Annotated in this window: 32 protein-coding genes and 1 pseudogene; 23 read left to right on the top strand and 10 right to left on the bottom strand. The window is 45.4% G+C overall.

The features are described 5' to 3' along the window. From JCM15548_RS11230 to JCM15548_RS11220, 3 genes are all read right to left on the bottom strand, one after another. A partial coding sequence (locus tag JCM15548_RS11230) for an asparagine synthetase B family protein (RefSeq protein ID WP_369403694.1) occupies window positions 1–491 on the bottom strand: 491 nt, incomplete at its 3' end. Between the two features lie 12 nt (window positions 492–503). Beyond that, on the bottom strand, window positions 504–770 hold the full coding sequence (locus JCM15548_RS11225; protein WP_062125366.1) for an acyl carrier protein: 267 nt from the start codon (window positions 768–770) through the stop codon (window positions 504–506). Window positions 771–1061: 291 nt separating this feature from the next. Then, window positions 1062–1466: a rhodanese-like domain-containing protein gene (locus tag JCM15548_RS11220; protein ID WP_062125363.1), complete on the bottom strand. Its 405-nt coding sequence runs from the start codon at window positions 1464–1466 to the stop codon at window positions 1062–1064. A gap of 167 nt (window positions 1467–1633) precedes the next feature. Between JCM15548_RS11220 and JCM15548_RS11215 the strand changes: the two genes are divergently transcribed. Further along, on the top strand, window positions 1634–2707 hold the full coding sequence (locus JCM15548_RS11215; protein ID WP_062125384.1) for a class I fructose-bisphosphate aldolase: 1074 nt from the start codon (window positions 1634–1636) through the stop codon (window positions 2705–2707). A gap of 390 nt (window positions 2708–3097) precedes the next feature. Then, the gene (locus JCM15548_RS11210) at window positions 3098–5578 is read left to right on the top strand and encodes an FAD-dependent oxidoreductase (RefSeq protein WP_062125360.1); all 2481 of its coding nucleotides are present in this window, start codon (window positions 3098–3100) and stop codon (window positions 5576–5578) included. 82 nt (window positions 5579–5660) lie between these two features. Here JCM15548_RS11210 and corA read toward each other — a convergent pair. Next, window positions 5661–6403, bottom strand: a pseudogene (gene corA, locus JCM15548_RS21140) (magnesium/cobalt transporter CorA). A 17-nt stretch (window positions 6404–6420) separates the two neighbouring features. Then, on the bottom strand, window positions 6421–6795 hold the full coding sequence (locus JCM15548_RS23895) for a hypothetical protein (RefSeq protein ID WP_062125353.1): 375 nt from the start codon (window positions 6793–6795) through the stop codon (window positions 6421–6423). A gap of 76 nt (window positions 6796–6871) precedes the next feature. Here JCM15548_RS23895 and JCM15548_RS23890 point away from each other — a divergent pair, with 76 nt between their 5' ends. Both JCM15548_RS23890 and JCM15548_RS23885 read left to right on the top strand, forming a co-directional pair. Further along, entirely contained in the window at window positions 6872–7375 is a 504-nt protein-coding gene (locus JCM15548_RS23890) for a sodium:calcium antiporter (RefSeq protein ID WP_227625723.1), read from the top strand. After that, a complete protein-coding gene (locus JCM15548_RS23885) occupies window positions 7372–7827 on the top strand; it encodes a sodium:calcium antiporter (protein WP_227625722.1) in 456 nt (151 codons plus the stop codon). Before JCM15548_RS23890 ends, JCM15548_RS23885 begins: the two co-directional genes overlap by 4 nt. Here the strand turns inward: JCM15548_RS23885 and JCM15548_RS11185 are convergent. Together JCM15548_RS11185 and JCM15548_RS11180 are read right to left on the bottom strand one after the other, a co-directional pair. Beyond that, window positions 7824–8273, bottom strand: coding sequence for a MarR family winged helix-turn-helix transcriptional regulator (locus JCM15548_RS11185; RefSeq protein WP_062125350.1), 450 nt, complete (start codon window positions 8271–8273; stop codon window positions 7824–7826). The genes JCM15548_RS23885 and JCM15548_RS11185 overlap by 4 nt on opposite strands. 127 nt (window positions 8274–8400) lie before the next feature. Next, window positions 8401–8883: a glutathione peroxidase gene (locus JCM15548_RS11180; protein WP_062125347.1), complete on the bottom strand. Its 483-nt coding sequence runs from the start codon at window positions 8881–8883 to the stop codon at window positions 8401–8403. A gap of 131 nt (window positions 8884–9014) precedes the next feature. On the opposite strand from JCM15548_RS11180, the gene JCM15548_RS11175 reads away from it, so the two are divergent. The 19 genes from JCM15548_RS11175 (at window position 9015) to JCM15548_RS11105 (ending at window position 23128) form a co-directional block, all read left to right on the top strand. Further along, window positions 9015–9443, top strand: a complete 429-nt coding sequence (locus tag JCM15548_RS11175; protein WP_062125344.1) for an HYC_CC_PP family protein — start codon at window positions 9015–9017, stop codon at window positions 9441–9443. Window positions 9444–9640: 197 nt separating this feature from the next. Continuing rightward, window positions 9641–9976 (top strand): heavy-metal-associated domain-containing protein, encoded by a 336-nt coding sequence (locus JCM15548_RS11170; protein ID WP_062125341.1) that lies wholly within the window; start codon window positions 9641–9643, stop codon window positions 9974–9976. Window positions 9977–10124: 148 nt separating this feature from the next. Further along, window positions 10125–10514: a helix-turn-helix domain-containing protein gene (locus JCM15548_RS11165; protein WP_162198223.1), complete on the top strand. Its 390-nt coding sequence runs from the start codon at window positions 10125–10127 to the stop codon at window positions 10512–10514. A 105-nt stretch (window positions 10515–10619) separates the two neighbouring features. Then, complete coding sequence (locus JCM15548_RS11160) at window positions 10620–10862, top strand: hypothetical protein (RefSeq protein ID WP_062125335.1); 243 nt, start codon at window positions 10620–10622, stop codon at window positions 10860–10862. 45 nt (window positions 10863–10907) lie between these two features. Continuing rightward, window positions 10908–11249 carry a P-II family nitrogen regulator gene (locus tag JCM15548_RS11155; protein WP_062125333.1) on the top strand — a complete coding sequence of 114 codons (342 nt, stop codon included), beginning with the start codon at window positions 10908–10910 and terminating at the stop codon, window positions 11247–11249. A 221-nt stretch (window positions 11250–11470) separates the two neighbouring features. Then, window positions 11471–11857: a DUF302 domain-containing protein gene (locus JCM15548_RS11150; protein WP_062125329.1), complete on the top strand. Its 387-nt coding sequence runs from the start codon at window positions 11471–11473 to the stop codon at window positions 11855–11857. A gap of 69 nt (window positions 11858–11926) precedes the next feature. Further along, the gene (locus tag JCM15548_RS23880; protein ID WP_227625721.1) at window positions 11927–12373 is read left to right on the top strand and encodes a heavy metal-binding domain-containing protein; all 447 of its coding nucleotides are present in this window, start codon (window positions 11927–11929) and stop codon (window positions 12371–12373) included. Further along, a complete protein-coding gene (locus JCM15548_RS11140; protein ID WP_062125323.1) occupies window positions 12373–14361 on the top strand; it encodes a copper-translocating P-type ATPase in 1989 nt (662 codons plus the stop codon). The genes JCM15548_RS23880 and JCM15548_RS11140 overlap by 1 nt, the downstream gene beginning before the upstream one ends. 80 nt (window positions 14362–14441) lie before the next feature. Further along, window positions 14442–14672: a class I SAM-dependent methyltransferase gene (locus JCM15548_RS23875; protein ID WP_227625720.1), complete on the top strand. Its 231-nt coding sequence runs from the start codon at window positions 14442–14444 to the stop codon at window positions 14670–14672. A 145-nt stretch (window positions 14673–14817) separates the two neighbouring features. Beyond that, window positions 14818–15039, top strand: coding sequence for an SHOCT domain-containing protein (locus JCM15548_RS11130; RefSeq protein ID WP_062125382.1), 222 nt, complete (start codon window positions 14818–14820; stop codon window positions 15037–15039). A gap of 35 nt (window positions 15040–15074) precedes the next feature. Further along, the gene (locus JCM15548_RS25980) at window positions 15075–15272 is read left to right on the top strand and encodes a GDCCVxC domain-containing (seleno)protein (RefSeq protein WP_083985097.1); all 198 of its coding nucleotides are present in this window, start codon (window positions 15075–15077) and stop codon (window positions 15270–15272) included. Window positions 15273–15286: 14 nt separating this feature from the next. Then, window positions 15287–15787 (top strand): HYC_CC_PP family protein, encoded by a 501-nt coding sequence (locus JCM15548_RS11125; RefSeq protein WP_062125318.1) that lies wholly within the window; start codon window positions 15287–15289, stop codon window positions 15785–15787. Between the two features lie 79 nt (window positions 15788–15866). Further along, entirely contained in the window at window positions 15867–17444 is a 1578-nt protein-coding gene (locus JCM15548_RS23870) for an efflux RND transporter permease subunit (RefSeq protein ID WP_227625719.1), read from the top strand. After that, window positions 17375–18916 (top strand): efflux RND transporter permease subunit, encoded by a 1542-nt coding sequence (locus JCM15548_RS25475; protein ID WP_262487007.1) that lies wholly within the window; start codon window positions 17375–17377, stop codon window positions 18914–18916. The genes JCM15548_RS23870 and JCM15548_RS25475 overlap by 70 nt, the downstream gene beginning before the upstream one ends. Continuing rightward, on the top strand, window positions 18913–19698 hold the full coding sequence (locus JCM15548_RS25470) for an efflux RND transporter permease subunit (RefSeq protein WP_262487006.1): 786 nt from the start codon (window positions 18913–18915) through the stop codon (window positions 19696–19698). The genes JCM15548_RS25475 and JCM15548_RS25470 overlap by 4 nt, the downstream gene beginning before the upstream one ends. Next, complete coding sequence (locus JCM15548_RS11115) at window positions 19685–20518, top strand: TolC family protein (protein WP_227625718.1); 834 nt, start codon at window positions 19685–19687, stop codon at window positions 20516–20518. Before JCM15548_RS25470 ends, JCM15548_RS11115 begins: the two co-directional genes overlap by 14 nt. Continuing rightward, on the top strand, window positions 20470–20919 hold the full coding sequence (locus JCM15548_RS23860) for a TolC family protein (RefSeq protein WP_227625717.1): 450 nt from the start codon (window positions 20470–20472) through the stop codon (window positions 20917–20919). Before JCM15548_RS11115 ends, JCM15548_RS23860 begins: the two co-directional genes overlap by 49 nt. A gap of 1 nt (window position 20920) precedes the next feature. After that, window positions 20921–22699, top strand: a complete 1779-nt coding sequence (locus JCM15548_RS11110) for an efflux RND transporter periplasmic adaptor subunit (RefSeq protein ID WP_083985096.1) — start codon at window positions 20921–20923, stop codon at window positions 22697–22699. 54 nt (window positions 22700–22753) lie between these two features. Further along, window positions 22754–23128, top strand: a complete 375-nt coding sequence (locus JCM15548_RS11105; RefSeq protein WP_062125316.1) for a heavy-metal-associated domain-containing protein — start codon at window positions 22754–22756, stop codon at window positions 23126–23128. 94 nt (window positions 23129–23222) lie between these two features. Here JCM15548_RS11105 and floA read toward each other — a convergent pair whose 3' ends face one another. From floA to JCM15548_RS11090, 3 genes are read right to left on the bottom strand one after another with little or no spacing between them, the layout of a single operon-like run. Continuing rightward, window positions 23223–24236 carry a flotillin-like protein FloA gene (gene floA, locus JCM15548_RS11100; protein WP_062125314.1) on the bottom strand — a complete coding sequence of 338 codons (1014 nt, stop codon included), beginning with the start codon at window positions 24234–24236 and terminating at the stop codon, window positions 23223–23225. Window positions 24237–24241: 5 nt separating this feature from the next. Beyond that, window positions 24242–24703 carry an NfeD family protein gene (locus JCM15548_RS11095; protein WP_062125311.1) on the bottom strand — a complete coding sequence of 154 codons (462 nt, stop codon included), beginning with the start codon at window positions 24701–24703 and terminating at the stop codon, window positions 24242–24244. A gap of 4 nt (window positions 24704–24707) precedes the next feature. Continuing rightward, entirely contained in the window at window positions 24708–24983 is a 276-nt protein-coding gene (locus JCM15548_RS11090; RefSeq protein WP_062125380.1) for an ATP-dependent Clp protease adaptor ClpS, read from the bottom strand. Between the last annotated feature and the right edge of the window lie 75 nt (window positions 24984–25058).

Here is a 25058-nt window from a genome sequence, read left to right as displayed (position 1 = left end):
GTTTTGATTTCTGAACCAAAAATAAAGGTGTTGTTTTTCCAGGTGTAAAAAAGCGGTCGGATCCCCACCCGGTCTCTGGCCAGAAATAACTCTTTTTTGATATTGTCCCAGATGGCAAAGGCAAACTGCCCATTTAATTGATTTAAACAATCCGCACCATATTCCAGCCAAGCATGCAATAGCACTTCCGTATCACTTTCGGTTGAAAACCGATGCCCCAAGGTAGTTAGCTCTCTGCTTATTTCCAGATAGTTAAATATTTCACCGTTAAACACAATCCAATACTGACCATCGGTTGTGGACAGCGGCTGCTGTCCGCTTGAAATATCTATAATACTTAAGCGAACACTTCCGAGGGCAACTTGATTGTTTAGGAAAATTCCGCTTTCATCCGGTCCGCGATATTGAATGCAGGCAAGCATTTTTTTCAATATCGGAACAGAATCAGCAGGAAGCTGCCTGTAATTTAAAAAACCCGTGATGCCGCACATATAACCGGGTGTTTAGGCCATTTTCATGGTCATTTTTTTTTGTACATAATGGCTGATGGCCCGCAGCGACTCAAAATTCTCTTCTACGAATTCCGTATCGTCTATGGATATGCCAAAGGTGGACTCTAAAAAGTCGACCAGCTGGACAAATCCCATCGAGTCAAAAATGCCCTCTTTAAAGAGGAGTGTCTCTGCGTTCATTAGTGTTGTGTCTGCATGCGAATTTTGAACAATAAACGCTGAAATGTTTTGTTCAATTTCTGAGATTGTAGTAGCCATTTCTGCAGTGTTGGTTATTGTGTATTAAATGTAAGACAAAAAAGCTGTAAGTAAAGGGTGAAAGGCTTTATTTTCAACCAAGTAGGTTTTTTTGTTGATTAAGAGATCTTTAATGGTGATTAAACGATTCTTATAGGAGATGTAGATGGCCAACACCTAACCATTGATGCCAAATTGGGCGCCATGCAGCAACAATAAAGAATCGATGGCTTAATTATTTTTTCTTGGTAAGTTGAAGGTCACAAAGGGCAGTCCACGGACGGCCCTTTGTTGCTTTTTAGTGGGTGCTGGTTATTTTTGTTCCGGAACAATACATTCAAATTCATGCTCTTTCCAACCAGTTATGCCATCACTCATTTGGAGGATGTCGCCTTTATATCCCAGCAGTGTTAAGGTGTTGATAATGGAGTCGGAGCGTGTCGACCTGGTACAATATATGAACAGGTGCTTGTGAGGGATGACTTTGGCGGTCAGTTGTTTTTCCAGGTTTTTTTTATAGGCATCTATGTTGATGGCATTGGGCAGATGACCGGATTGAAACATTTTTTTGCTCCTGCCATCAATAATAAGCAGGGTATCCGGGTTGACTTTTTCCAGAAAAGCGTGTGCTTCCTCAGCTGATAGCTCTTGGATGGTTTGTGCCGGTAAAATCAATTGTTGAATGGCCAGAAAGGTAATAAATAATAGTTGTTTCATCAGATTTTAATGGTTTACAAATGAATGGATGGTCTGCGTCGGCTTATGGTTAAAACGTTGGGACGGTAAAAAAGTTTCTCTTTATTTTGGATGCTGAGTTTATTGACAATGGTAAAATATTTTCCGATATTAATGTTATTGATTTTCAATACAATAAACTAATCAAGATGAAGAAAAACAAAGAGAACAATACGGAAAAGATTATGGAGCTATTGGGTAAGGATGAAGCACTGCTTTTTTTTGATCAACCCAAAATATCCAGAGAGCGCTTACATATTCCAGGACCTAATACCATCAATGAAGTATTTGGCATGAGTGACAGAAATGTTCCGGTGCTGATTAATTTATCACGGATTTACAATCATGGCCGCTTAGGTGGTACCGGTTACCTATCTGTTTTGCCGGTGGATCAGGGCATTGAGCATACCGCAGGCAGTTCGTTTGCCCCCAATCCGGATTATTTTGATCCTGAGAACATTATTAAACTCGCCATGGAAGGTGGCTGTAATGCGGTGGTTACCACCTTCGGAGGCTTTGCACTACATGCCCGGAGGTATGCCCATCAAATACCCTTTATCGTCAAGCTCAATCACAATGAATTGTTGACCCACCCCAATAAATACGATCAGGTCATGTTTGGCACAGTTAAGGAGGCATGGAATTTAGGGGCTGCCGCTGTAGGGGCCACCATTTATTTTGGTTCAAAGGAATCCAACCGACAGTTGACAGAGGTGGCTGAGGCCTTTGAGGCGGCTCATGAACTGGGTATGGCTACGGTTTTATGGTGTTACCTTAGAAATGGGGATTTTAAAACCAAGGAACAGGATTATCATACGGCGGCCGACCTAACCGGTCAGGCCAATCATTTGGGGGTCACCATTAAAGCAGATATTATTAAACAAAAATTACCTACCTGTAACGGCGGATTCCGCGATTTGAAATTTGGCAAGACACATCCCGATATGTACAAAAAAATGGTGTCGGATAATCCCATTGATTTGTGTCGCTATCAGGTCGCCAATTGCTACATGGGAAAAATTGGCCTCATCAATTCCGGCGGCGCCTCTTCGGGTAGCAGTGATTTTGCCGAAGCGGCCAAAACCGCTGTCATCAATAAGAGGGCCGGTGGGTGCGGACTGATATCCGGACGTAAAGCCTTTCAGAGACCGATGGGAGAAGGCATTGAATTGCTGCATTTAATTCAGGATGTTTACCTCAATGATGCCATTACGGTGGCCTGATTCTTTTCGCTGGGGCGCTTAGATACCCCTTGAATTCATGAGATGAACCACCCTTGCTGATGGACTGAAAGTCCCTGAGCAAGGGTGGTTTTTTGTAGGTCGGGAAGCAGGCACTTCTGCTTTTGTTTTTATGATGGTTCGGTTGGTCCGCAGTTATTGTTGCATCTTGGCAGTCGGTTCATCAGGTGCCCTTAGAAGGTTTTCGGATAGACCAGAATGGGTCTTTACAATTGTCCATAAATCAAAAAAGAGGTTAAAGCCGGCATTTATTACGTATTTTTTTCTGTAATCATGTACATTTGCAAAACATCTAAAAAGATATATAGGTAAACAGAACAATATATCGAAGAGTGGATGTATTGTAGACAAGAAACAATTAAATGGATATAGATGAAGTACCTGATTATTGGCGGTGTGGCAGGAGGTGCCACAACAGCCGCACGCTTGCGGCGTTTGGATGAGAATTGCGAGATTGTTATGTTTGAGCGGGGAGAATATATCTCCTACGCCAATTGCGGCTTGCCCTATTATATTGGGGGTACCATTGAGGACAGGGACAATTTGTTTGTCCAGACCCCCGAGACTTTTGGCCAGCGCTTTAATCTGGATGTGCGCAATCTGTCGGAGGTGACGGCCATCCATCCGGCTGAAAAAAAGGTGGAGGTGAAGAACTTGCGGACCGGTGAGGTGTACACCGAGAGCTACGATAAGCTGGTGCTTTCTCCAGGTGCTGAGCCCGTGAAACCACCACTGCCGGGTATTCACCAGGAGGGTATTTTCACCCTGCGCAATGTACCGGATACCGATAAAATCAAACAATACATAGAGGAGCGTAAGCCACGACATGCGGTGGTTGTGGGAGCCGGATTCATTGGCCTGGAAATGGCGGAGAACCTGCATCAGGCCGGACTGGATGTGACCATTGTGGAGATGGCCGAACAGGTGATGACGCCCCTGGATTATTCGATGGCGGCTTTGGTGCACCAGCATTTGAAGACCAAGCATGTGGAGTTTTTCCTGAATACAGCGGTCTCTTCCTTTTCAAAGTCTAAGGGCCGACTGGAAGTCACGCTGAACACCACGCGAAAGATTGAAACGGATATGGTCATCCTTTCCATCGGGGTGCGGCCCGATAGTCGCCTGGCCAAAGCGGCCGGGCTGGAGTTGGGACAGACCGGGGGTATCGTGGTCAATGAGTTTTTGCAGACTTCGGACGAGCACATCTATGCGGTGGGGGATGCCATTGAGTTTACCAATCCCATTACCCAAACTAAAATGATTACTTATTTGGCAGGACCGGCCAATAAGCAGGGACGCATTTTGGCCGATAATCTGGTCAAGGGTCACCACCGGGTCTATAAAGGTTCGGTGAATACAGCCATTGCCAAGGTGTTTGATTTGACCGTGGCATCGACGGGCGTTCCCGGAAAAATGTTGGGAAAGCTGAATATTCCGCACACCGATTCCATTACCCATGCTTCCTCGCATGCGGGTTATTATCCGGGTGCCTTGCCCATGACCGTAAAGATTTCTTTTTCGCCTGAAGATGGTCGCCTGCTGGGTGCCCAGATAGTGGGATATGATGGGGTGGACAAGCGCATCGATCTGTTTTCCACGGCCATCCAACATGGGGCAACGGTTTATGATCTGGCTGAAATTGAACATGCCTATGCGCCACCTTTTGCCTCGGCCAAAGATCCGGTGAACATTGCCGGTATGGTGGCCCAGAATATTTTGGAAGGGGTGACTAAAATGGTGTCATGGCGCGAGATATCGGCGGATTCAGATGGTGAGTATTACTTACTGGATATCCGCACACCTGATGAGTACCAATTGGGTTCTATGGAAGGCGCTGTGCACATTCCTTTGGATGAATTGCGTGATCATTTGGATGAAATTCCCAGGGACAAAAAGGTGGTGCCTTTTTGTGGGGTGGGACTGCGGGCCCATGTGGCTTGCCGCATCTTGTCGCAGCACGGATTTGAAGAGGTGTATAATCTTTCGGGCGGCCTGAAGACTTATGAGACGGCCACACAGAAACAGAGTAACGAGGATATTTTTGCCAATGACTATATTGGGCATGACGACCATATTTATCAGGGGGTAAAGAAGAAAGCGGGTGTACCGCAAATAGCCGTGGGCGATTTGAAAGTCGTCAATGCCTGTGGTTTGCAGTGTCCCGGCCCGGTACTTAAATTGAAGCAGTCGATTGACACCATGGCCGTGGGCGAAACCCTCAAAATTACGGCTTCGGATGCCGGATTCTACAAGGACGTTCAGGCCTGGGCCAATGTCACCGGAAATGAGTTGGTTGAAGTGACGCAGGATGGTGGAGAAATTACCGCCGTGGTGCGGAAGGGCAAGGCCAGAGATGCGCGGTCGACTGGCAGTTCTCCCGACCACAACGGCGCTACGCTGGTTTGTTTCAGTGATGATTTGGATAAGGCTTTGGCCACCTTCGTCATTGCCAACGGTGCGGTGGCCTCGGGCAAAAAAGTGACCATCTTCTTCACCTTCTGGGGCTTGAACGTGATCAAGAAAGACCAAGGTCCGGCCGTGAACAAGGACCTGTTTGGCAAAATGTTTGGTATGATGATGCCCAAATCGAGCAAGAAACTGGGCTTGTCAAAAATGAATATGGCCGGTATGGGCAGTAAGATGATGCGCATGGTGATGAAAAACAAACATGTGGACACCCTTGAGAACATGATCCAGTCGGCCATGGACAACGGCGTTGAATTTGTCGCCTGCCAAATGTCGATGGACGTCATGGGGGTTAAAGCCGAAGAACTCATCGATGGCGTGGAGATTGGTGGCGTGGCCAGCTATCTTGAAAGGACAGAGACGGCCGGACTGAATTTGTTTGTGTAAGGCAAATGGTCTCTATGATTCTTTTTAATGCTCCGTGAATCTCTGTGTAACCTTTTATACAAAGATTTGCGGAGTTATTTATTTACAGCCACCTTTTCTTCTTAAAGTAAACAACCATGAGCAGACCCAGGATGAGCATGAGCACCATGACGGCCGGGTAGCCCCATGGCCAGCTGAGTTCGGGCATGTTCCAGCGGCTGGCTTCGGGGTTGAAGTTCATGCCGTAGATGCCGGCGATGAAGGTGAGGGGGATGAATATGGTGGCAATGATGGTGAGGACTTTCATGACTTCGTTCATGCGGTTACTGAGGGCCGACATGTACATGTCGTACAGACTGTAAACCATTTCCCGCTGGTTCTCAATGCTGTCGATGACCTGCACGACGTGATCGTAAACGTCTCTCAAAAAGACTTTGACTTCATTGCTGATGAGGGGCGTTTCATCGCGGAGGAGACTGTTGATGCCGTCGCGCAGGGACCAGACGGATTTCCGGAAATAGATCAGGTCGCGCCGCATGGAATGGATGTTCTGAAGATGCTCGGGCTTGGGTTGGTGATGACCAGTTCTTCAATGGACTCAATGGACTCGCCTATCTGGTCGAGGGCCGAAAAATAATGATCCACCACATTGTCGAGTAAGGCATAGGCCAGATAATCGACGCCCAGTCGGCGAAGCCTCGTGCCCGTTGTCTCCAGCCGCTTAAGTACGGGCTCAAAAATGGGCTCATCGCTCTCCTGGAACGAAAGGATAAAGTTGCTGCCCAAAACAAAACTGATTTGTTCCGACTTGAACATTTCTCCGCCATTGTTATGGGCTGCTATCATTCGCATGACAATGAAAATCACTTCTCCGTAGGTTCTACTTTGGGGCGCTGGCTAATACTGACAATGTCTTCCTGTATCAATGGGTGCAGGTCGAAGAAGTCCCACACTTTTTTTAAAGTATCGATATCGTGCAGACCACGTACCTGTATCCAGGTCTTGGAGCTGTCGCTCAAATAGGGCGCTGATTTTTCTATCTCGGTAATGGGAATGCTCTCGAAGTGCGTTTCGGTAAAGTCGTGCACCGTTATGAGAACCTTGTCCAGCTTCTGCGTGCCAGTATGAAGCACCGTTCCGGGCGCCTGTCCCGGAGGTTTACGTTGGGCCTTGCGTATAGTGGGGGTGGGTAACAGACCTTTTATTTTTCCGATGGATTTGCGGATTTTTGCCGACATAGAATTATTTTTCAGCTAATTTCAATAATATTTCTGTAAAGGTGGTAATTTCGCGCCAATTAATTCAAGGCATGTTATGGGACTTTCGATTTTGATGTTGGTGATTGGCTTGGTAATGCTGGTGAAGGGTGGCGACTGGCTGGTGAGTGGGGCTTCTTCTATTGCCCGCAAATACGGTATATCCGAATTGGTTATCGGACTAACGGTAGTGGCTTTTGGGACTTCTGCGCCTGAATTGGTAGTCAGTGTTTTAGCTGCCGTCAACCAACATCCTGAAATTGCTCTGGGAAACGTTATAGGGAGTAACAATTTTAACCTCTTCGTTATATTAGGTATTACCGGCATTATTGCTCCTTTGAGCGTGCAGGTCAGTACCATCCGAAAAGAAATTCCAATATCATTGGGCGCTGCCGTACTGTTACTTTTATTGGCCAATGAGTTTTTTATTAGTGGTCAGGAATTGCGCATTGGAAGATGGGATGCCCTTGCTTTTCTAGTCTGTTTCGTTCTTTTTCTGTTCTACGTTTTTAAAAGCATGAAGCGTTCGGAAGGGGAGGAGGAAGGCGGTGAAGCGTCATGAAGACGAGTCTTGCGGTCCTGGCTGTATTGGGTGGTTTGGTAGTATTGATTCTTGGCGGACGCTGGGTGGTCAACTCGGCGGTTGATTTGGCCCGCCTGTTTCATGTCAGCGAAAAGGTGATTGGACTGACCATCGTGGCCATGGGCACTTCCCTCCCGGAATTGGTGACTTCTCTGGTGGCCATTCGTAAGAAGAGTGCCGATATGGCCATTGGTAATGTGATTGGTTCCAATATCTTTAATATCTTTTTGATTTTAGGAACTTCAGCCATGATTCGCCCCATGGCGTATTCAACGGCTTTCAACCATGATTTGCTTTTGCTTTTAGCAGGGACGGTGTTGCTGTTGGTAGCGATGTTTACCGGAGGTAAGCGGCGACTCGATCGCTGGGAGGCTTTTATTCTGCTGACCGTTTACCTGGCCTATCTTGTTTACGTGGCCCTGCGCAATTAGCGGTCTTGTCTTGTTAACAAGTCGATCAATTGATGCAATTGCTTTTTTAAGTTGAGAAGTTTTTCAACCGACATGGTGCTGTTTTGAAATCCCTTAATGAGCTGTTCGGGAATGCAGGCGGCTTCTTTTTCCATTTCGCGACCTTTTGGGGTGAGGGTGATCATCACTTTACGGCTGTCTTCGGACGATCGGTAGCGGATGATGAGTCCTTGCGTCTCCATCCGTTTTAGTAGTGGCGTTATGGTGTTGGTGTTGAGAATGAGCTTGTGGGCAATTTGATTCACAGTCTGCCCGTCTTCTTCCCAGAGTACCAGTAAAGCCAAATATTGCGGATAGGTGATGTTGAGCTTATCCAGCATGGGCTGATACTCCCGGATAATGAGTCGGGAAGCAGCATACACCGGAAAACACAGCTGGTTACTTAATTTGAGTTGCTCGTGTGACATAAATACATAGTTTGCGGCAAAAATATAAAAGAACGCCCTGTGTGCCGAACGTTTTCTGATTTTTCGGCAGTACAGTGGCGTTCCACAGTCATGGCTGATTATTCTTTGGAAGCTCGCTTATGTTTTTTTAGTTGATGAGGTTCTTGATGTATTGTTCAATGTTCTCCGGTTTGTAATAAGGTGAGAAACGCTTGACCGGCTGCCCATTGCCATCAATTAGGAACTTGGTGAAATTCCATTTGACTTTACCACCAAATAAACCAGTGAGTTCACTTTTTAGGTATTTGTAAAGCGGATGGGCATTGTCACCGTTGACCTCCACTTTCTGGAACATGGGAAAGGTGATGCCATAATCCAGTACACAACCCTTTTGAATGGACTGCTCATCCCCGGGTTCCTGATTGGCAAACTGGTTGCAGGGAAAACCCAGAACAACCAGTCCTTTGTCCCTGTATTTTTCGTAAAGCGCTTCGAGTCCCTCAAACTGGTTAGTGAAGCCACATTTGCTGGCGGTGTTGACCACCAATACGGTTTTGCCTTTAAAGGCTTCCATGCTGATTTCCTGTCCCTTAATATCTTCTGCTGTAAATGAATAGAATGCCGTGCTCATCTTCTTTTGTTTATAGAATTATTTATATCGTTCGCGATACAAAGATAGGTGTTTTATTTTATATCGCAAGCGATATGAAATAATTATTATCGATTGGCTTCCCTCAATCATTTTTTATACCTTTACAATACATGAAGAAGTATTTATCCATACTGTTGTCTTTGGTTCTTTTAGCAAGTCATTTGTACTTGACCATCGGGACGCACTTTTGCGGTGGAGATTCCGTAGAGTCCAAGATTCTTTTGGGTGAAATACATTTGGGTTGTGAGATGCCCAATATTGATAATTCATACGATGAATTAAAAAAAGACAGTTCTCAGGAATTTTGTTTTGATGAACTTCCATGCTGTGAAAATGAATATCAACTGGTTCATTTAACCAATGAATTTGTGAAAACTACTGCTCAAACGGATTTTAATGTTGAGTTGGCCGTAGCTTTTATTTTTGAAGGTTTTAAATTGGAGTTATTTCCAAAATCAAATCACCAATTTTTAACAGAATATATTTCTCGCCCCCTTGAAAAAGACGTTCAGGTGCTTTTTCAAACTTTCCTGATTTGATTTTTTGACTGAACACTTGGTTCCATACTATAAATTTTAGTGTGGTTATTGGTGTACTGTACAATTTCGAATAATTACCTATTATGCATTAAATCTGATGTGTAAAATCTCAACTTTGCCTAAGTTTTTGTAAGTAAGCATAATACATTTGTAGTTGTTGGAATTTACACTTTCTTGAATGTAAAATAAAACTGATTATGGACGATTATAAAAAGGAGATTGTTTTAAGTTTTAAAAAGCATCTGAAGGATGATGATATTTTTATACTAAAATCAAATCTTGAAAAGGTAAAGGGAATAGAGTCAATAAACATTGCTACTCAATCAGTCAGCATAGAATATGTTTCTCTTCATCTTACCGAGGAAATGGTTAAAGAAATCATTAAAGATGCTGGTTATCCCTTAAGGGAGTTAAAAAAGAGACGGAAAGGTTTTTTTAGACGCTTTATTGATGACCTGGCCAGGAGTAATAGGGAATCATTTGGCAATAAAAAATTAGATTGTTGTGATTTAAAACAGAAAAACAGTAAATAATGGAAGCCAATATTCTTCACATAAAAAACATGGTATGTCCCCGCTGCTTATGGGCAGTTGAGGAATATTGAACAAACTCGGGATTGGATATGAGAAGGTGAGCATGGGCCAGATTGTTACTGCATTACCCAAGGACAAAATTAAAAAAATGCAAGAGCTTAAAATGGCCTTGCTGGAATTGGGTTTTGAAATGCTGGAAGAAAGGCAAAGGCAAATAGTTGAGCAAATTAAGGGTTGGATATTTTACTGGATAAAGAATTCAGTTGCAGAGAAGGAGAAATTGAATTTATCCACCTTCCTTGCTCTGAAGTTAGGTAGGGATTACAGTCTGCTCAGCATGGTTTTTTCAGAGCTTGAAGGCACTACCATTGAAAAGTTCCTGATTCACCAAAGGATTGAAAGAGCAAAGATGCTGATCCTTTACGATGAACTAAATTTTGCAGAAATTTCATATGAGCTTGGGTATAGCAGTCCCTCTCATTTTTCGAATCAGTTTAAGTTGCATACAGCTTCTCGCCCCATCAATTTAAGCGAATGAAACAGGGTTCCGTAGATTCAAAAATTATGTAAGTCTGTTCAATAATTTTGCAAGATTAATCCTCAGATTATCAATAATTTTGATTAACCATTAAAGATGCAGACTATGTTTCTAAAAGTGTTAATCATATCCGTCATTTTGCTTGCCATCGTATTGCTGGCATTGGGTGTAAAATTATTCTTTAAGCCAAAAGCGGAGTTTGGAGGGTATGCTTGTGCATTCGATTTTCAAAATGGGTTGGATGAAAACAGTGGCTGCTTAAAATGCCAACTAAAAGATCTGGCAAATTGCCCGGAAGATATGAATAATAAAGAAATGATAAAGAAATTGAAGTCCCAAAATCATTAAAATAAAAATATTTCGAGATGCATTGTTGAACTAAAATATGATACCATGAAGTTAGTGAAAGCCTATATTAGGCACAGGAAAGCCGAGGAAGTGTATAATGCCCTGAAGCAGGAGGGCTATTGCTGTATGACCTTTGTTGATTGTGAAGGCACGGGCCAATATTCAGATCAGGAAAAAGACCACATCAGTGATAAATATCCTTTTGCTGAGGCTTATAGAGTTATCAAACTCGAAATACTTGCTGCGGATGAGCACGTCAAGAAAATCATAGACACAATAAAACAAAACGGTCGGACAGGTTACCAAGGGGATGGTATGGTGAGCATTTCTCCAGTTGATGAGGTTTATAAAATAAGGACAGATGAAGTCGGCATTCTCGCGATTTAAAGCTCAAATTTGATTTGAATGAGAAAGTTCGAGTGTTATATTGTTTTATAATTAGTAGTGTTTTTGGTTGTGTAAAGAATTAATTATTAATAACTTGTATTTCAGGGTGTGTTCATACGACTGCAAAGACTCAAACATAAGGATCATGCTGTCCGAAAATAGCAATCCACCTGAATGAGCCATCAAATCATTTTATTCATAATCAAAAAAAATTATTAGTCATGACCTACTACATCAATAAGACAATCAATGCAGAATTTGATAAAGCCATTGAGCTTGTAACTGAAGCGCTTAAAAAAGAAGGTTTTGGCGTTCTTTCGGAAATTGATATTCAGCAAAAATTAAAAGAAAAGTTGGATGTTGATTTTAGAAAATATAAAATTTTAGGTGCCTGCAATCCACCAAATGCCCATCAAGCACTGTTGCTGGAAGATAAAATTGGCACCATGCTTCCGTGCAATGTAATTGTGCAGGAAACCGGCGTTAATCAAGTGGAAGTAGCAGCTGTTGACCCGGCCGCCTCAATGATGTCTGTTGACAATGATCAGCTCATTGGTATTGCCAAAGAGATCAAAACAAAATTGGAAAAGGCTATTGCATCGTTGTAAGTTGCAAGTGGTATGCTAAGTAACGATTCGTATGAAAATGAAAGATCGGTTAATGAAAATCTGAGTGATATGGAGGGAAAAGACAAGGACCAATTTTACTGCCCTATGAAATGTGAGGGGGACAAAGTTTATGATGAGTCTGGAAATTGCCCGGTATGCAATATGGACTTGGTGTCGGTTGACGATGAAGAGGCTGATCACAAACAACATCATTCTAGTGAACACGCTCATGAACACGCTCATGAGGCATATTCCGGAGGGCCTGCAAAGTATTTTTGTCCGATGCATTGCGAAGGTGATAAAACCTACGATGAGCCTGGTGATTGCCCGGTTTGCGGAATGCATCTGAAAAAAGAGGAGACCAAATCCGTACCGGGAAACAAGCAGACCATATATACTTGCCCGATGCACCCGGAAGTGAAGCAGGACCATCCTGCAGCTGCCCAAAATGCGGAATGGATCTCGTTCCTGAAAAAGCGCATGCAAGCAGCGAGGAAGATAATACCTACAAAATAATGGTAAGGAAATTCCGGGTGGCTCTGGCTTTAAGCATTCCCGTATTCATCATTGCCATGTCGGAATTTATTCCATTTTTAGAATTGGACAAAATTGCCTCTAGAAAAGTTTGGGGTTGGATTGAATTTGCATTGGCCACGCCTGTTGTATTTTATTCTTGTTGGGGCTTTTTTAAGCGTGGCTGGAGTTCTATCATCCGGTGGAATCCTAATATGTGGACTTTAATATCCATAGGGGTAGGTGCCGCCTATCTTTTCAGTGTATTTGCTTTGCTCATTCCGGGGGCTTTTCCTGAGCAGTTCAAAGATGCCATCGGTAATGTCCACCTTTATTTTGAAGCTGCCGCAGTTATTTTAACACTGGTGTTGTTGGGACAGGTGCTTGAGCTCCGGGCACACAGCAAAACCAATTCTGCCATTAAAGCATTACTGAATTTGGTGCCACCCGTGGCAAGGGTTATTCGCAACGGGGAAGAAGCAGAAATACCACTTGAGGAAGTAAAGAAAGGCGATATTTTGAGGGTACGACCTGGAGAAAAAATACCGGTTGATGGTGTCCTCACAACGGGTAATGCTGTGGTTGATGAGAGCATGATTACAGGAGAACCCATTCCGGTGGATAAGTCTCAAAACGACCAACTTACCGGAGGAACCATCAACGATAATACTTCGTTCGAAATGAAAGCTGAAAAAGTGGGCGGAGACACACTTTTGGCTCAAATAATCGAAATGGTCAATCAGGCCAGTCGATCGCGCGCACCCATTCAAAAATTGGCCGATGTAGTGGCTAAGTATTTTGTCCAGATTGTCATAGGTATTGCCTTAGTGACTTTTGCCATATGGGCAATTTGGGGGCCGGATCCGGCTTATGTGTATGCCTTTGTGAATGCAGTGGCTGTGCTTATAATTGCCTGCCCCTGTGCATTGGGACTGGCAACTCCCATGTCAATAATGGTTGGATCCGGTCGCATGGCCCAGGCTGGCGTATTGGTAAAAGATGCGAGTGCTATAGAAGAAATGAATAAAATAGACATCTTGATTATCGACAAAACCGGGACCATTACCGAAGGAAAACCTGCTTTGAAGTCTTTTCATTCGTTTGGCGAATTGTCCGAAGAGGATATACTTAGAATAGCTGCATCTGTAGATGCCAACAGTGAACATCCGGTTGCGAATGCTATAGTAAATGGTGCAAAAGAAAAGGGGATTGAACTTCAAAAGGTTGAACAATTTAAAGCGGTCACCGGTAAAGGTGTTAAAGGAGTTCTGGACGGCAAAAGTATTGGACTCGGAAACAGCCGATTGTCTGATGATTTTGGAGCAACGCTTCCAAAAGAACAACAGGAAATGGTTAAGGAATGGCAATTAACCGGACAAACAGTTATGTACCTTTTGATTGAAAACAAGGTTGAAGGGATTATTAGTGTGGCTGATACCATTAAAAAATCTTCGGCCAAGGCCATTCAGGATTTGCAGAACATGGGTGTGAAAGTATATATGCTTACCGGTGATAACAAGTATACTGCTAAAGCAGTGGCCGATGAGTTAGAACTGAATGATTTTGAAGCAGACTGTCTTCCGGAGGACAAATACAAAAAAGTGAAGGAGCTACAATCTCAGGGTTTGAAAGTGGCCATGGCAGGTGATGGAATCAATGACGCTCCGGCACTTGAACAAGCTGACATAGGCATTGCAATGGGAACAGGAACCGACATTGCCATGCAAAGCGCTGCAGTAACGCTGGTTAAGGGGGATTTGGACGGTATTGTAAGGGCACGTGCATTAAGTCACAAAGTCATGCGCAATATAAAGCAGAATTTGTTTTTTGCTTTTGTATACAATTCTCTGGGCGTTCCTGTTGCAGCAGGAGTATTATTTCCATTTTTCGGTATTTTACTCAGTCCTATGATTGCAGCTGCCGCCATGAGCTTTAGTTCAGTTTCGGTTATTTCTAATGCCTTACGATTAAGAAGGGTTAAATTTGTTTAGAATATACCGTGACCAACAAAATAAAAAAATGTTACAACCGAATTGCTAGGTTTTACGACATCCTCGATAAACCCATGGAATTGACTGCATCCAAATGGCGGGAAAAGTTGTTGTCGGGAGTAAAGGGTCATGTGCTGGAGGTGGGAATTGGTACGGGTAAAAACATGCCCGACCCGGTGCAGGGACTTAAAGAGATAAAACGTGTTTGTAGAGACGGTGGAGAAATAGTAATGCTCGAACACGTGAGAAGCCATAATAAAATCATGGGGCCATTAATGGATTCATTAAACTTTGTACCCCTACATCTCTAAGGGGCAAACATCAACCGCGAAACGGTTGATAATTTATTGAAAGCTGGTTTTGCCCTTGAAAACATTAGGGTTGAGAATGTATGGCTCGATATTGTCAAACTCATTCGGATTAACAATTATAAACAATAAAAAAAAGGAGAAAATTATGATGGAAGAATACGGACACGGCTGGGGAATGGGCTGGTGGTGGATCATCGGTCTGGTTGTCCTGATTGCAATTGTCCTGCTTGTAATAAAATCTATGAATCGGGATGCTGCATCTACTCAAAGTGCCGGAAAATCAGCGCTCGAATTATTGAAGGAACGCTATGCAAAAGGCGAAATCGACCAGCACGAGTTTGAAGAGCGCAAAAGAGATTTAATGTAATAGGCGGTTCAAAAATGGACTTTTAGTTACTAATTATGACAACAACTCAACTCCGTTCAATAATTACTTGTCCCGTTTGTGCATTCCAGAAGGAAGAAACCATGCCGGAAAGCGCTTGTAGTTTTTTTTACGAGTGCCCCAACTGTAGGCATATAATTAAGCCAAAAGATGGCGATTGTTGTGTGTTTTGTTCATATGGTTCGGTTATGTGTCCGCCCAAGCAAAGAGACTGAAAAATCCACCTTGAGTGGTAGGATTAATTTCTTTTATATTGGTTCTTTTCTCGAACATTTTTGATAATTTCACGTTACAGTTATTAATGAAGAAGCATTTTTCCATATTATTATCTTTGGTTCTTTTGGCCAGTCATCTTTATCTGGCCATTGGTACGCACTTTTGCGGTGGAGAATCCGTGGAGTCGAAGATCATTTGGGGTGAGACGCATTTGGGCTGTGAAATGCCTCTTGATGAAGAACCTTGCGATGATTCTGAAAAGAATAGTACCAAGGGAGTTGGTTTTGATGAAGTTCCCTGCTGTGGAAACGAATATCAAATGGTTCATTTAGACCATGAGTTTGTAAAAAAAGCTGTTCAAACCGCATTAAATGTTGATTTTGCAGTAGTCTATTTTTATTCCGGTTTGAAGTTGGATGTTAGGCCAAATTCAACCAACTACATTTACACAGAATATCCATCACCGCCACTTGAAAAGGACGTTCAAGTACTTTTTCAGACTTTCCTGATTTGATTTTAAAAATCAATAATTGATCCCGCACTTTATTAAAGGTGTGGTTGTTGGTGTATTGTACATTTAAAATCAATTTTCCATGCTTAATCATATCATCAAATTCTTTTTGGAGAATAAGTTGGTCACTTTTCTGCTGTTGACGCTACTGGTCAGCTGGGGGATAATGACTGCTCCCTTTGCCTGGGATACGGGTGCGCTGCCGCGCGACCCGGTGCCGGTGGATGCCATTCCCGATATTGGGGAGAATCAGCAAATAGTATTTACCCCATGGGCGGGCCGGTCGCCACAAGATATTGAAGACCAGATTTCTTATCCCCTGACGACTTCGTTGTTGGGCATTCCGGGGGTGAAATCCATCCGGAGCTCTTCCATTTTCGGCTTTTCGAGCATTTATATCATTTTCGACGAAGATGTGGAGTTTTACTGGTCGCGCTCGCGTATTCTGGAGAAGCTGAATTCACTGCCATCGGGCTTGCTGCCCGACGGTGTGCAGCCGGCTTTGGGGCCGGATGCCACGGCGCTGGGACAGGTGTTCTGGTACACGCTGGAGGGGCGCGACAAGGAAGGAAATCCTACCGGGGGGTGGGACTTGCACGAAATAAGAACGGTTCAGGATTTTTATGTAAAATATGGCCTTAATTCCGCAGAAGGGGTCTCCGAAGTGGCATCCATTGGCGGCTTTGTCCAGGAGTATCAGATAGATGTGAACCCTGACGCCCTGCAGGCTTACAATATTCCACTGCACCGGGTGATGCAGGCGGTCCAAAAATCCAATAAAGAGGTGGGGGCCAAGACCATTGAAATCAATCAGGCGGAATACCTGGTAAGGGGTCTCGGCTACATCAAAAACATTGAGGACATTGAACGGGCCGTTGTGGCGGTGCAGGACAATGTGCCCATCCGAATAAAGGATGTGGCGGTGGTGGCTTTGGGACCCGCCTCTCGCAGAGGGCTTCTCGATAAGGATGGGGCCGAAGTGGTGGGGGGCGTTGTGGTGGCGCGCTACGGATCCAACCCTTTGCAGGTGATCAACAATGTGAAGGATAAGATGGCTGAAATTGCACCGGGTTTACCGTCTAAAACGCTGGACAATGGGGTGGAGAGTCAGCTGACCATTGTGCCCTTTTACGATCGTACAGAGTTGATTTATGAGACACTGGGAACCCTGGAGGAAGCGCTTTCGCTCCAGATCCTGATCACCATTCTGGTGATTATTGTTATGATCTATAATCTGAGGGCTTCGGTTTTAATTTCCAGTCTGCTCCCCATTGCCGTGCTCATGGTATTTATTGCCATGCGCTATTTTGGGGTGGATGCGAACATTGTGGCCTTGTCGGGTATTGCCATTGCCATTGGTACCATGGTCGACTTGGGTATTATTCTGTCCGAGAATGTGATCAAACATGTGGATGAGGCACCTCCCGGACAAAAAATGATCACCACAGTGTATAATGGAGCCTCTGAGGTCTCCTCAGCCATACTTACCGCCGTTTCTACCACCATTGTGAGTTTTATTCCGGTCTTTACCATGGAGCTGCCGAGGGGAAATTATTTACGCCTTTGGCTTTTACCAAGACCTTTGCACTGGTGGCGGCATTACTGGTGGCCTTGTTCATATTGCCCACACTGGCGCACATTTTCTTTGGTTTTAAAATAAAGGACAAGCGTTTTCTGAAATGGGGCAACGGTCTGTTGATGGTCATTGGTTTAGCGGCCTTGATTTTTGGTCATATATGGGGTGGTGTGGTCTTGTTCCTTTTTGGGGCGGTTGGACTGGTCAAACTTTTTTACACGGTGGATGAACAAGAATCAACCATCTGGTACAACCGCTTATTGAAACATGCGGAATTGATTATTGCTGTGCTGGCTGTGGTCTGGCTGCTGGCCACATACTGGTTGCCGCTGGGTCCGGGAAAAAGCACGCTTTTGAATATTATTTTTGTAGCTGTTTTGGTGGGCCTTATACTTGGCTTTTTTACCGTTTTGGAGCGTTTCTACCGCCCCATTTTGCGCTGGACTTTAGCGCATAAAGCCAAGTTTATGCTGATTCCGCTGGTGTTGATTATGTTTGGAATGACCATCTGGCTGGGATTTAACACTGTCTTTGGCTTTGTGGCCAAGGGCTTTGATCAGGTAGGATGGAATGTCCGAACTTCTAAGGTTTGGTCGACAATGGCGCACGGGCTTCCGGGCATTGGCAAAGAGTTCATGCCCTCGCTCGATGAGGGGAGTTTTCTGTTGATGCCGACTTCCATGCCCCATTCAGGTGTGGAATACAACCGCAAGGTGGTGGGACAACTGGACATGTTGCTGACCAATATTCCGGAGGTGGCGCTGACGGTCGGTAAGGTCGGTCGGGTAGAATCAGCTCTGGACCCCGCGCCGGTTTCAATGTTCGAGAATGTGATCAACTACAAACCGGAATATATCCTGAACGACCGGGGACACCGGATGCGTTTTAAAACGGATGATGAGGATCGTTTTATCACAGTAGATGGGGATACACTGGATCATGAGACGGCTTTAGGCAACGGTGTTGGGCGTAGTGATTTGATCCCCGATAGCCGTGGCCTTTATTTTCGAAACTGGCGATCGCACATCCAGTCGCCCGACGATATTTGGGACGAAATTGTGAAGGTCGTGAAAATTCCAGGTGTGACTTCGGCGCCTAAATTGCAGCCCATTGAAACACGTTTGGTCATGCTGCAGACGGGCATGCGGGCACCCATGGGGATTAAGGTTTACGGACCTGATTTGAAGACGATCGAAGGTTTTGGTATGCAGCTGGAGGGTATTCTAAAAGAGGTGCCCTCGGTTAAGGCCGAAGCGGCCTTTGCCGATCGGGTCATCGGTAAGCCCTATCTGCATCTGAATATTAATAGGGATGCCATCTCACGTTATGGATTGAATGTGGAGGATGTGCAACAAACCATCGAGACAGCCATCGGTGGTATGGCCATTACTTCCACGGTTGAAGGAAGGGAGCGCTTTCCTGTGCGGGTGCGCTATCCGCGTGAATTGCGGGAGGATCCTGAATCGCTGGGTAAGATTTTGGTGCCCACACCTGTGGCGCCCAGATACCTCTGGCCCAGCTGGTCGATTTTGAATACCTGCAAGGACCGCAAATGATTAAAAGTGAGGAGACTTTTCTGGTGAGTTATGTGCTGTTCGATAAAAGGGATGGTTACGCTGAAGTGGACGTGGTCAACGATGCGCAACAGGCCATCCAGGATCGTATCAGCTCAGGTGACCTCATCGTTCCTGCCGGTGTGAGCTATAAATTTTCAGGGAGTTATGAGAATCAGGTACGTGCCGAAAAGCGCTTGTCGATCATTGTCCCACTGGTGCTGATGATCATCTTCCTTATTCTCTATTTCCAGTTCCGGTCGGTGACCACCGCCTTGATGATTTTTACCGGTGTGGCCATGGCCTTTAGTGGCGGATTTATTATGCTGTGGTTGTATGGTCAGACCTGGTTTGTCGATTTCTCCCTCTTTGGTACCCATATGCGCGACTTGTTTCAAATGGGTACAGTGAATCTGAGTGTGGCGGTATGGGTCGGTTTTATAGCCCTCTTTGGTCTGGCCACCGATGATGGTGTGGTTATGGGGACTTACCTCGATCAGAGCTTTAAGCGCAATGCGACGACCAACCTGAAGGAAGTCCGGGCCGCCGTGGTAGAAGCAGGTCAGCGCAGGATTAAACCGGCCATCATGACTTCGGCGACGACCATAATTGCCCTGCTGCCAGTATTGACATCTACCGGACGGGGTTCCGACATCATGGTGCCCATGGCCATTCCGGCCTTTGGTGGTATGTTGGTGGCTTCTATTACCTATTTTATTGTTCCGGTACTTTATAGTATGCGCGAGGAACGTAAGCTTAAACTGAAAGATAATGAACAGAAATAACATATATCTCTTACTGGTATTTATGTTGGCCGGACTGGGCGTTTATGCCCAAAGTCCGGACGACTATTACCAAATAGCGGCGGAGAATAATCCGGGACTGAAGGCGAAGTATGCGGCCTATGAAGCGGCTTTGCAGAAAATTCCGCAAGCAAGGACGCTGGCGGACCCCACTTTTTCGTTCGGGTACTTTGTTTCCCCGGTGGAAACGCGGGTGGGACCGCAAAGGGCCAGATTTTCCCTGACGCAGATGTTCCCCTGGTTCGGTACGCTCAAAGCGCAAGGGGATGTGGCTGCTCTAAATGCTGAGGTGCAATTTCAGGAGTTCCTGGATGCCCGCAATGCGTTGTTTTTTCGTGTGGCCCAAGCCTGGTATCCTCTGTACGAATTACAACAGATGCAGCGTCTGGAGCAGGAGAATATCCGCTTGCTCGAATCCTTTAAAACCACGACCACCCAGAAATACGAAAATGGCATGGGGGCCATGGTGGATGTTATCCGCGTGGATTTGTTGCTGAATGAGGCGCAGATAGAGCTGGAAATACTGAATCAAAAAGAAGCCAGTCTGCTCAGCCGGTTCAATGCCCTGTTGAACCGGGCATACAACGCTCCGGTGGAAGTCGTTGATTCTTTGACAGATATGGATCTGCTTCCGGACTATCGCAAAGACTCTTTATTGGTGAATCATCCCCGTATGGCAGCACTTGATTTGAAAGTGAAGTCCGGAGAAGCCGCTGAAAGAGTCGCCCTTAAACAAGGCCTGCCAAAAATTGGTTGGGACTCGATTATGTGTTGGTGGATGAGCGCAGCGATATGGCTTTAGCTGATAACGGGAAGGACGTATTGATGCCCATGGTGTCGGTAACGATTCCTCTTTTTAGAAAAAAGTACCGGGCAGCACGTCAGGAAGCCCAATTTGTGCAACAGGGCGCAACCTTGCAAAAGGAAGAGGTGGCCAATGAACTGACGGGGGCTTATCACCGGGCCTGGTTTCAGGTGCAACAACAGGCTGATTTGGTAGACTTGTATGAGCGTCAGATTGAGCGAAGCAGACAAGCACTGAATCTGTTGCTGTCCGACTATGGCAATTCTGGTAAGGCCTTTGAAGAGGTGCTTCGCATCCAGCAGCAACTGCTCAGTTATGAGAAACGGAAGGTGGCGGCACTCAGTCAGTATTATATCGCCCTTGAAGAAGTTAATTACATCACCGCTAAAACACGTTAAAATGAACGCAATAAATAAGAAAAATATTTTCATTATGGTGGCCGTTTTTGTCGTCGGGCTCCTATTGGGATGGCTGGTCATCGGTGGATCTGCTCAATCAGAGAGTGAGCAAGAGGAGCATGCCCACGAGGCCGAAGGTGAAACCACTTATACCTGCTCGATGCACCCGCAAATCCGGCAGGGTGAGCCGGGTGATTGCCCCATTTGTGGCATGGATCTGATTCCGGTAGAGGAGGATGGGGCCGAAGAGTCAGATGCCAACGCGCTACGCATGTCCCCGACTGCTATGCAGCTGGCAGGTGTTCAGACGAGTGTGATTACCACTGGCCAGTCGGTGAAGTCCTTGCGCCTTTCCGGTAAAGTGCAGGCCGATGAACGGCTGGTATATACGCAGCCGGCCCATTTCCCGGGCAGAATTGAAAGATTGATGGTGAATTTTACCGGTGATTATGTCTCCAAAGGGCAGGTGTTGGCGCATGTGTATTCCCCTGAGTTGGTGACTGCCCAGCAAGAATTGTTTGAAGCACAGAAAATGAAAGAGTCTCAACCGGCCCTGTTTCATTCGGCCAAAGAAAAGTTGAGAAACTGGAAGCTGAGTGAGGGACAAATAGATGAGATTCTGGCCTCGGGTAAAACGGAGAGTACTTTTCCGATACTGGCCAATACCTCTGGTTACGTGACCCGCATGATGGTCAGTTCAGGTGACTATATTCAACGGGGACAAGCGGTGTATGAGCTAACGGACCTGTCCAAAGTCTGGGTGCTTTTCGATGTTTACGAGTCGGACCTGCCCTGGGTCAAGCGTGGGGCAACCGTCGATTACACCATTTCATCCTTGCCCGGAGAAACCTTCACGGGGACAGTGGACTACATTGATCCCGTCATTGATTCCAGGTCGCGCATTGCCAAAGCGCGTATTGAAGTCAATAACTCTGATCAAAAGTTGAAGCCCGAAATGTTTGCTTCCGGTAGGGTTGCATCCCGACTGTCAAACAACCCATCCTCTTTGGTTGTGCCCAAAAGTGCCGTTATGTGGACGGGTGAAAAATCGGTTGTCTATGTCAAAAGTGAATCCGACCAAGGCGTGAGTTTTGTCATGCGTGAGGTGGTTTTAGGGCTTGATTTGGGGGATGCTTTTGCCATCGTATCAGGTCTGGATGCCGGTGAGGAAATTGTCACCAACGGGACCTTTAGTGTAGATGCTGCTGCCCAATTGGCCGGCAAGCCCAGTATGATGAACAGACCCGCCGCTAAAACACTGGATGCGCCGCTGGCTTTCAGAGAGCAAATAACGGCCTTGGCCCATGTTTACTTTGAGGTGAAAAATGCCCTGGTTGAGGATGATGGGGCAGGGGCCGCTTCAGCCGCAACAAAAATAGAAGGCACACTTGAAAACGTGGATATGGGATTGTTGGATGGGCCGGCACATGATCAGTGGATGGCGCTCAGTGGCCCCTTGTCCGAAGCGGGTGTTCACCTCCGCCAATCCGAAGATATTGAGGTGCAACGTGAACATTTCCAGGTGCTTTCTGAGGCGGTTTTAGAGATGACCGAATACTTTGGTCTGGAAATTGATAAGGTATATAAGCAATTCTGCCCCATGGCTTTTGATGATGAAGGGGCGCATTGGTTGAGTGAGTCAGAGGATATTATTAATCCTTACTTTGGGGACATGATGTTGCGTTGCGGAGAAGTACAGGAAACCTACCGAAAGGGCATCTCTGTTGCTGCAAAAGATAAGACCAACGCCCCTCCCGCAACCGGAGGTCACAATCATTGATAAAAATAACCCTGGCTCTGTTTATTTAAGTTGAATCATTTAAAAATGGAAATTATGAAGACAAAAGTTTTAAGTTTATTCGTTATGTTATTGATGGCAACCACTGTTGTTTTTGCCGCCAATAAGACAGAAAAATTTGCCGTCAAAGGTTTGTGCGGCATGTGTGAAAACAGAATTGAAAAGGCAGCCCTCTCGGTGGAGGGTGTTTCTAAAGCCGACTGGGATAGGGAAACCCAAAAAATTGAAGTGGTTTTCGATGATGAAGTCACCCAATTGGATGCCGTTCACAAGGCCATTGCGAAAGCGGGTCACGATACCAAAAAACATAAGGCCAAGGATGAGGTTTATGAGAAATTGCCCGGATGCTGTAAGTATGACCGCACAGAAACCAAAAAAGAGGAGAAGGGGCACGAAGGTCATAACCATTAATAAACAATAGATCGTTCGTATAATAGATAACGAACTATTAAAAATAAAGGGGCTGTCGAATTTCGACAGCCCCTTTTTGACACTTTAGATGCTATTACTTATCATCTTTATCCTTGTCCTTACCTTTTGGCGGACGATAGGCTGTTTGTGGTGGTTTGGAAATGGAATCACGCATGGCCGTATCGGCTTCTACATTGCGGTATTTCACATAGTCCATCACGCCCAAATTTCCGTTTCTGAAGGCATCTGCAATCGCTTTTGGAATTTCTGCTTCAGCCTGAATCACATTGGCCCGGGCCTGTTGTGCTTTGGCTTTCATTTCCTGCTCTTCAGCTACGGCCATGGCACGGCGCTCTTCAGCTTTCGCCTGGGCAATGTTCTTATCGGCGTCGGCCTGATCAATTTGCAGCTCAGCCCCAATGTTTTTACCGATGTCAATATCGGCAATGTCAATGGAGAGAATTTCAAAGGCTGTTCCTGCATCCAGACCTTTGCCCAGCACCACTTTGGAGATGGAATCCGGATTTTCCAGAACGGCTTTGTGCGAACTGGACGAACCGATAGAGGACACAATTCCTTCGCCCACACGGGCCAGGACGGTTTCTTCACCGGCGCCACCCACCAATTGCTTGATGTTGGCACGAACGGTTACCCGTGCCTTGGTAATCAGCTGAATACCATCTTTGGCCACAGCAGCTACCGGCGGGGTGTCAATCACCTTGGGGTTGACCGACATTTGAACGGCTTCAAATACATCCCTTCCTGCCAGGTCAATGGCGGTAGCCATTTGAAAGGTCAGGTCGATGTTGGCCTTAGAGGCTGAAACAAGGGCGTGAACCACTTTTTCAATGTGACCGCCAGCCAGAAAGTGAGCTTCCAGCTCATCCCGTTTAACATCCTTTAATCCGGCTTTATGCGCTTCTATCAGTGCTCTTACGATGGCTGTAGGCGGCACCTTACGAATACGCATCAGTATCAGCTGCAGCAAGGATATACGAACGCCCGACACGCGTGCGGAAAACCACAGCAATATCGGTACGTAGTATAAGAATAAAAAGAATAGGACTATAATGACTGCAATAAGTCCTAATGCTCCAAAGTTTTCCATACAATTTAGTTTATAGTTTTAACAATTACATAAGTTTTAAATACTTTGACCACTTCAATATCTGTTTCCTGATCGACAAATTGGCCGGGACATTTGGCCTCCACCTCCAGATCGTTTATGAGTGCTTTGCCTATGGGGTTTAAACGGGTTGTGGTCACGCCCTTGTCGCCCGGGTGTATAACGTCATCGGCCACGGTCTGCACATTGTCCTTTATCTCGGTGTTGAGCATCAGACTGTTCCATGTGTTTCCCCTAAGGGCCATCACCAATACCACCAAAATGGCCACAATGGTAAAGAACAGGACCAGATGGCCGGTGGTTGGATCATAGGTGCTATAAGCCATATAAACACCGCCGCCAATCATGAGCAGGCCCCCAAGCGCGGCTATGGTAACACCGGGGAAAACAAAAAATTCCAGAACAAGCAGTAATATTCCGGTTAAAATCAATAATACGATGATGGTCATTGTCCTAGTCTATGGTGACGTTAAGTGCTTTCGTTGTCAGTTGTTCTTGTAGTTCTTCCAGTTCGGTTAACACACCCCGTTTGATTTCGCAGTAGCCTTTCAGGTGGGTTAGTATGGCGCACTGTTCGGCCTGAACCTTGTCGTGCAAACAGACTTCCTGTAAGGAATGGATGACATGGTCAAAGGTGTTGATTTCGTCATTGTGCAAAATAAGCAAGCGCTCTTCCAAGTGCTGCCTCCTCGATTTATCCCGCTCACTCTTCTTATCTAAAGGTACCATATCTGAAATATTTGACCTCAAAGTAACAAAAAAAAACGAAAGGATAATGAACCGGTGCGGCAAATCTTTTCAAAA

Source organism: Geofilum rubicundum JCM 15548 (assembly GCF_000974365.1).
Classification (GTDB): Bacteria; Bacteroidota; Bacteroidia; order Bacteroidales; family Marinilabiliaceae; genus Geofilum; species Geofilum rubicundum.
The sequence above is the reverse complement of the archived record's forward strand: the minus strand, read 5'-3'. Positions and strand labels throughout refer to the sequence as shown.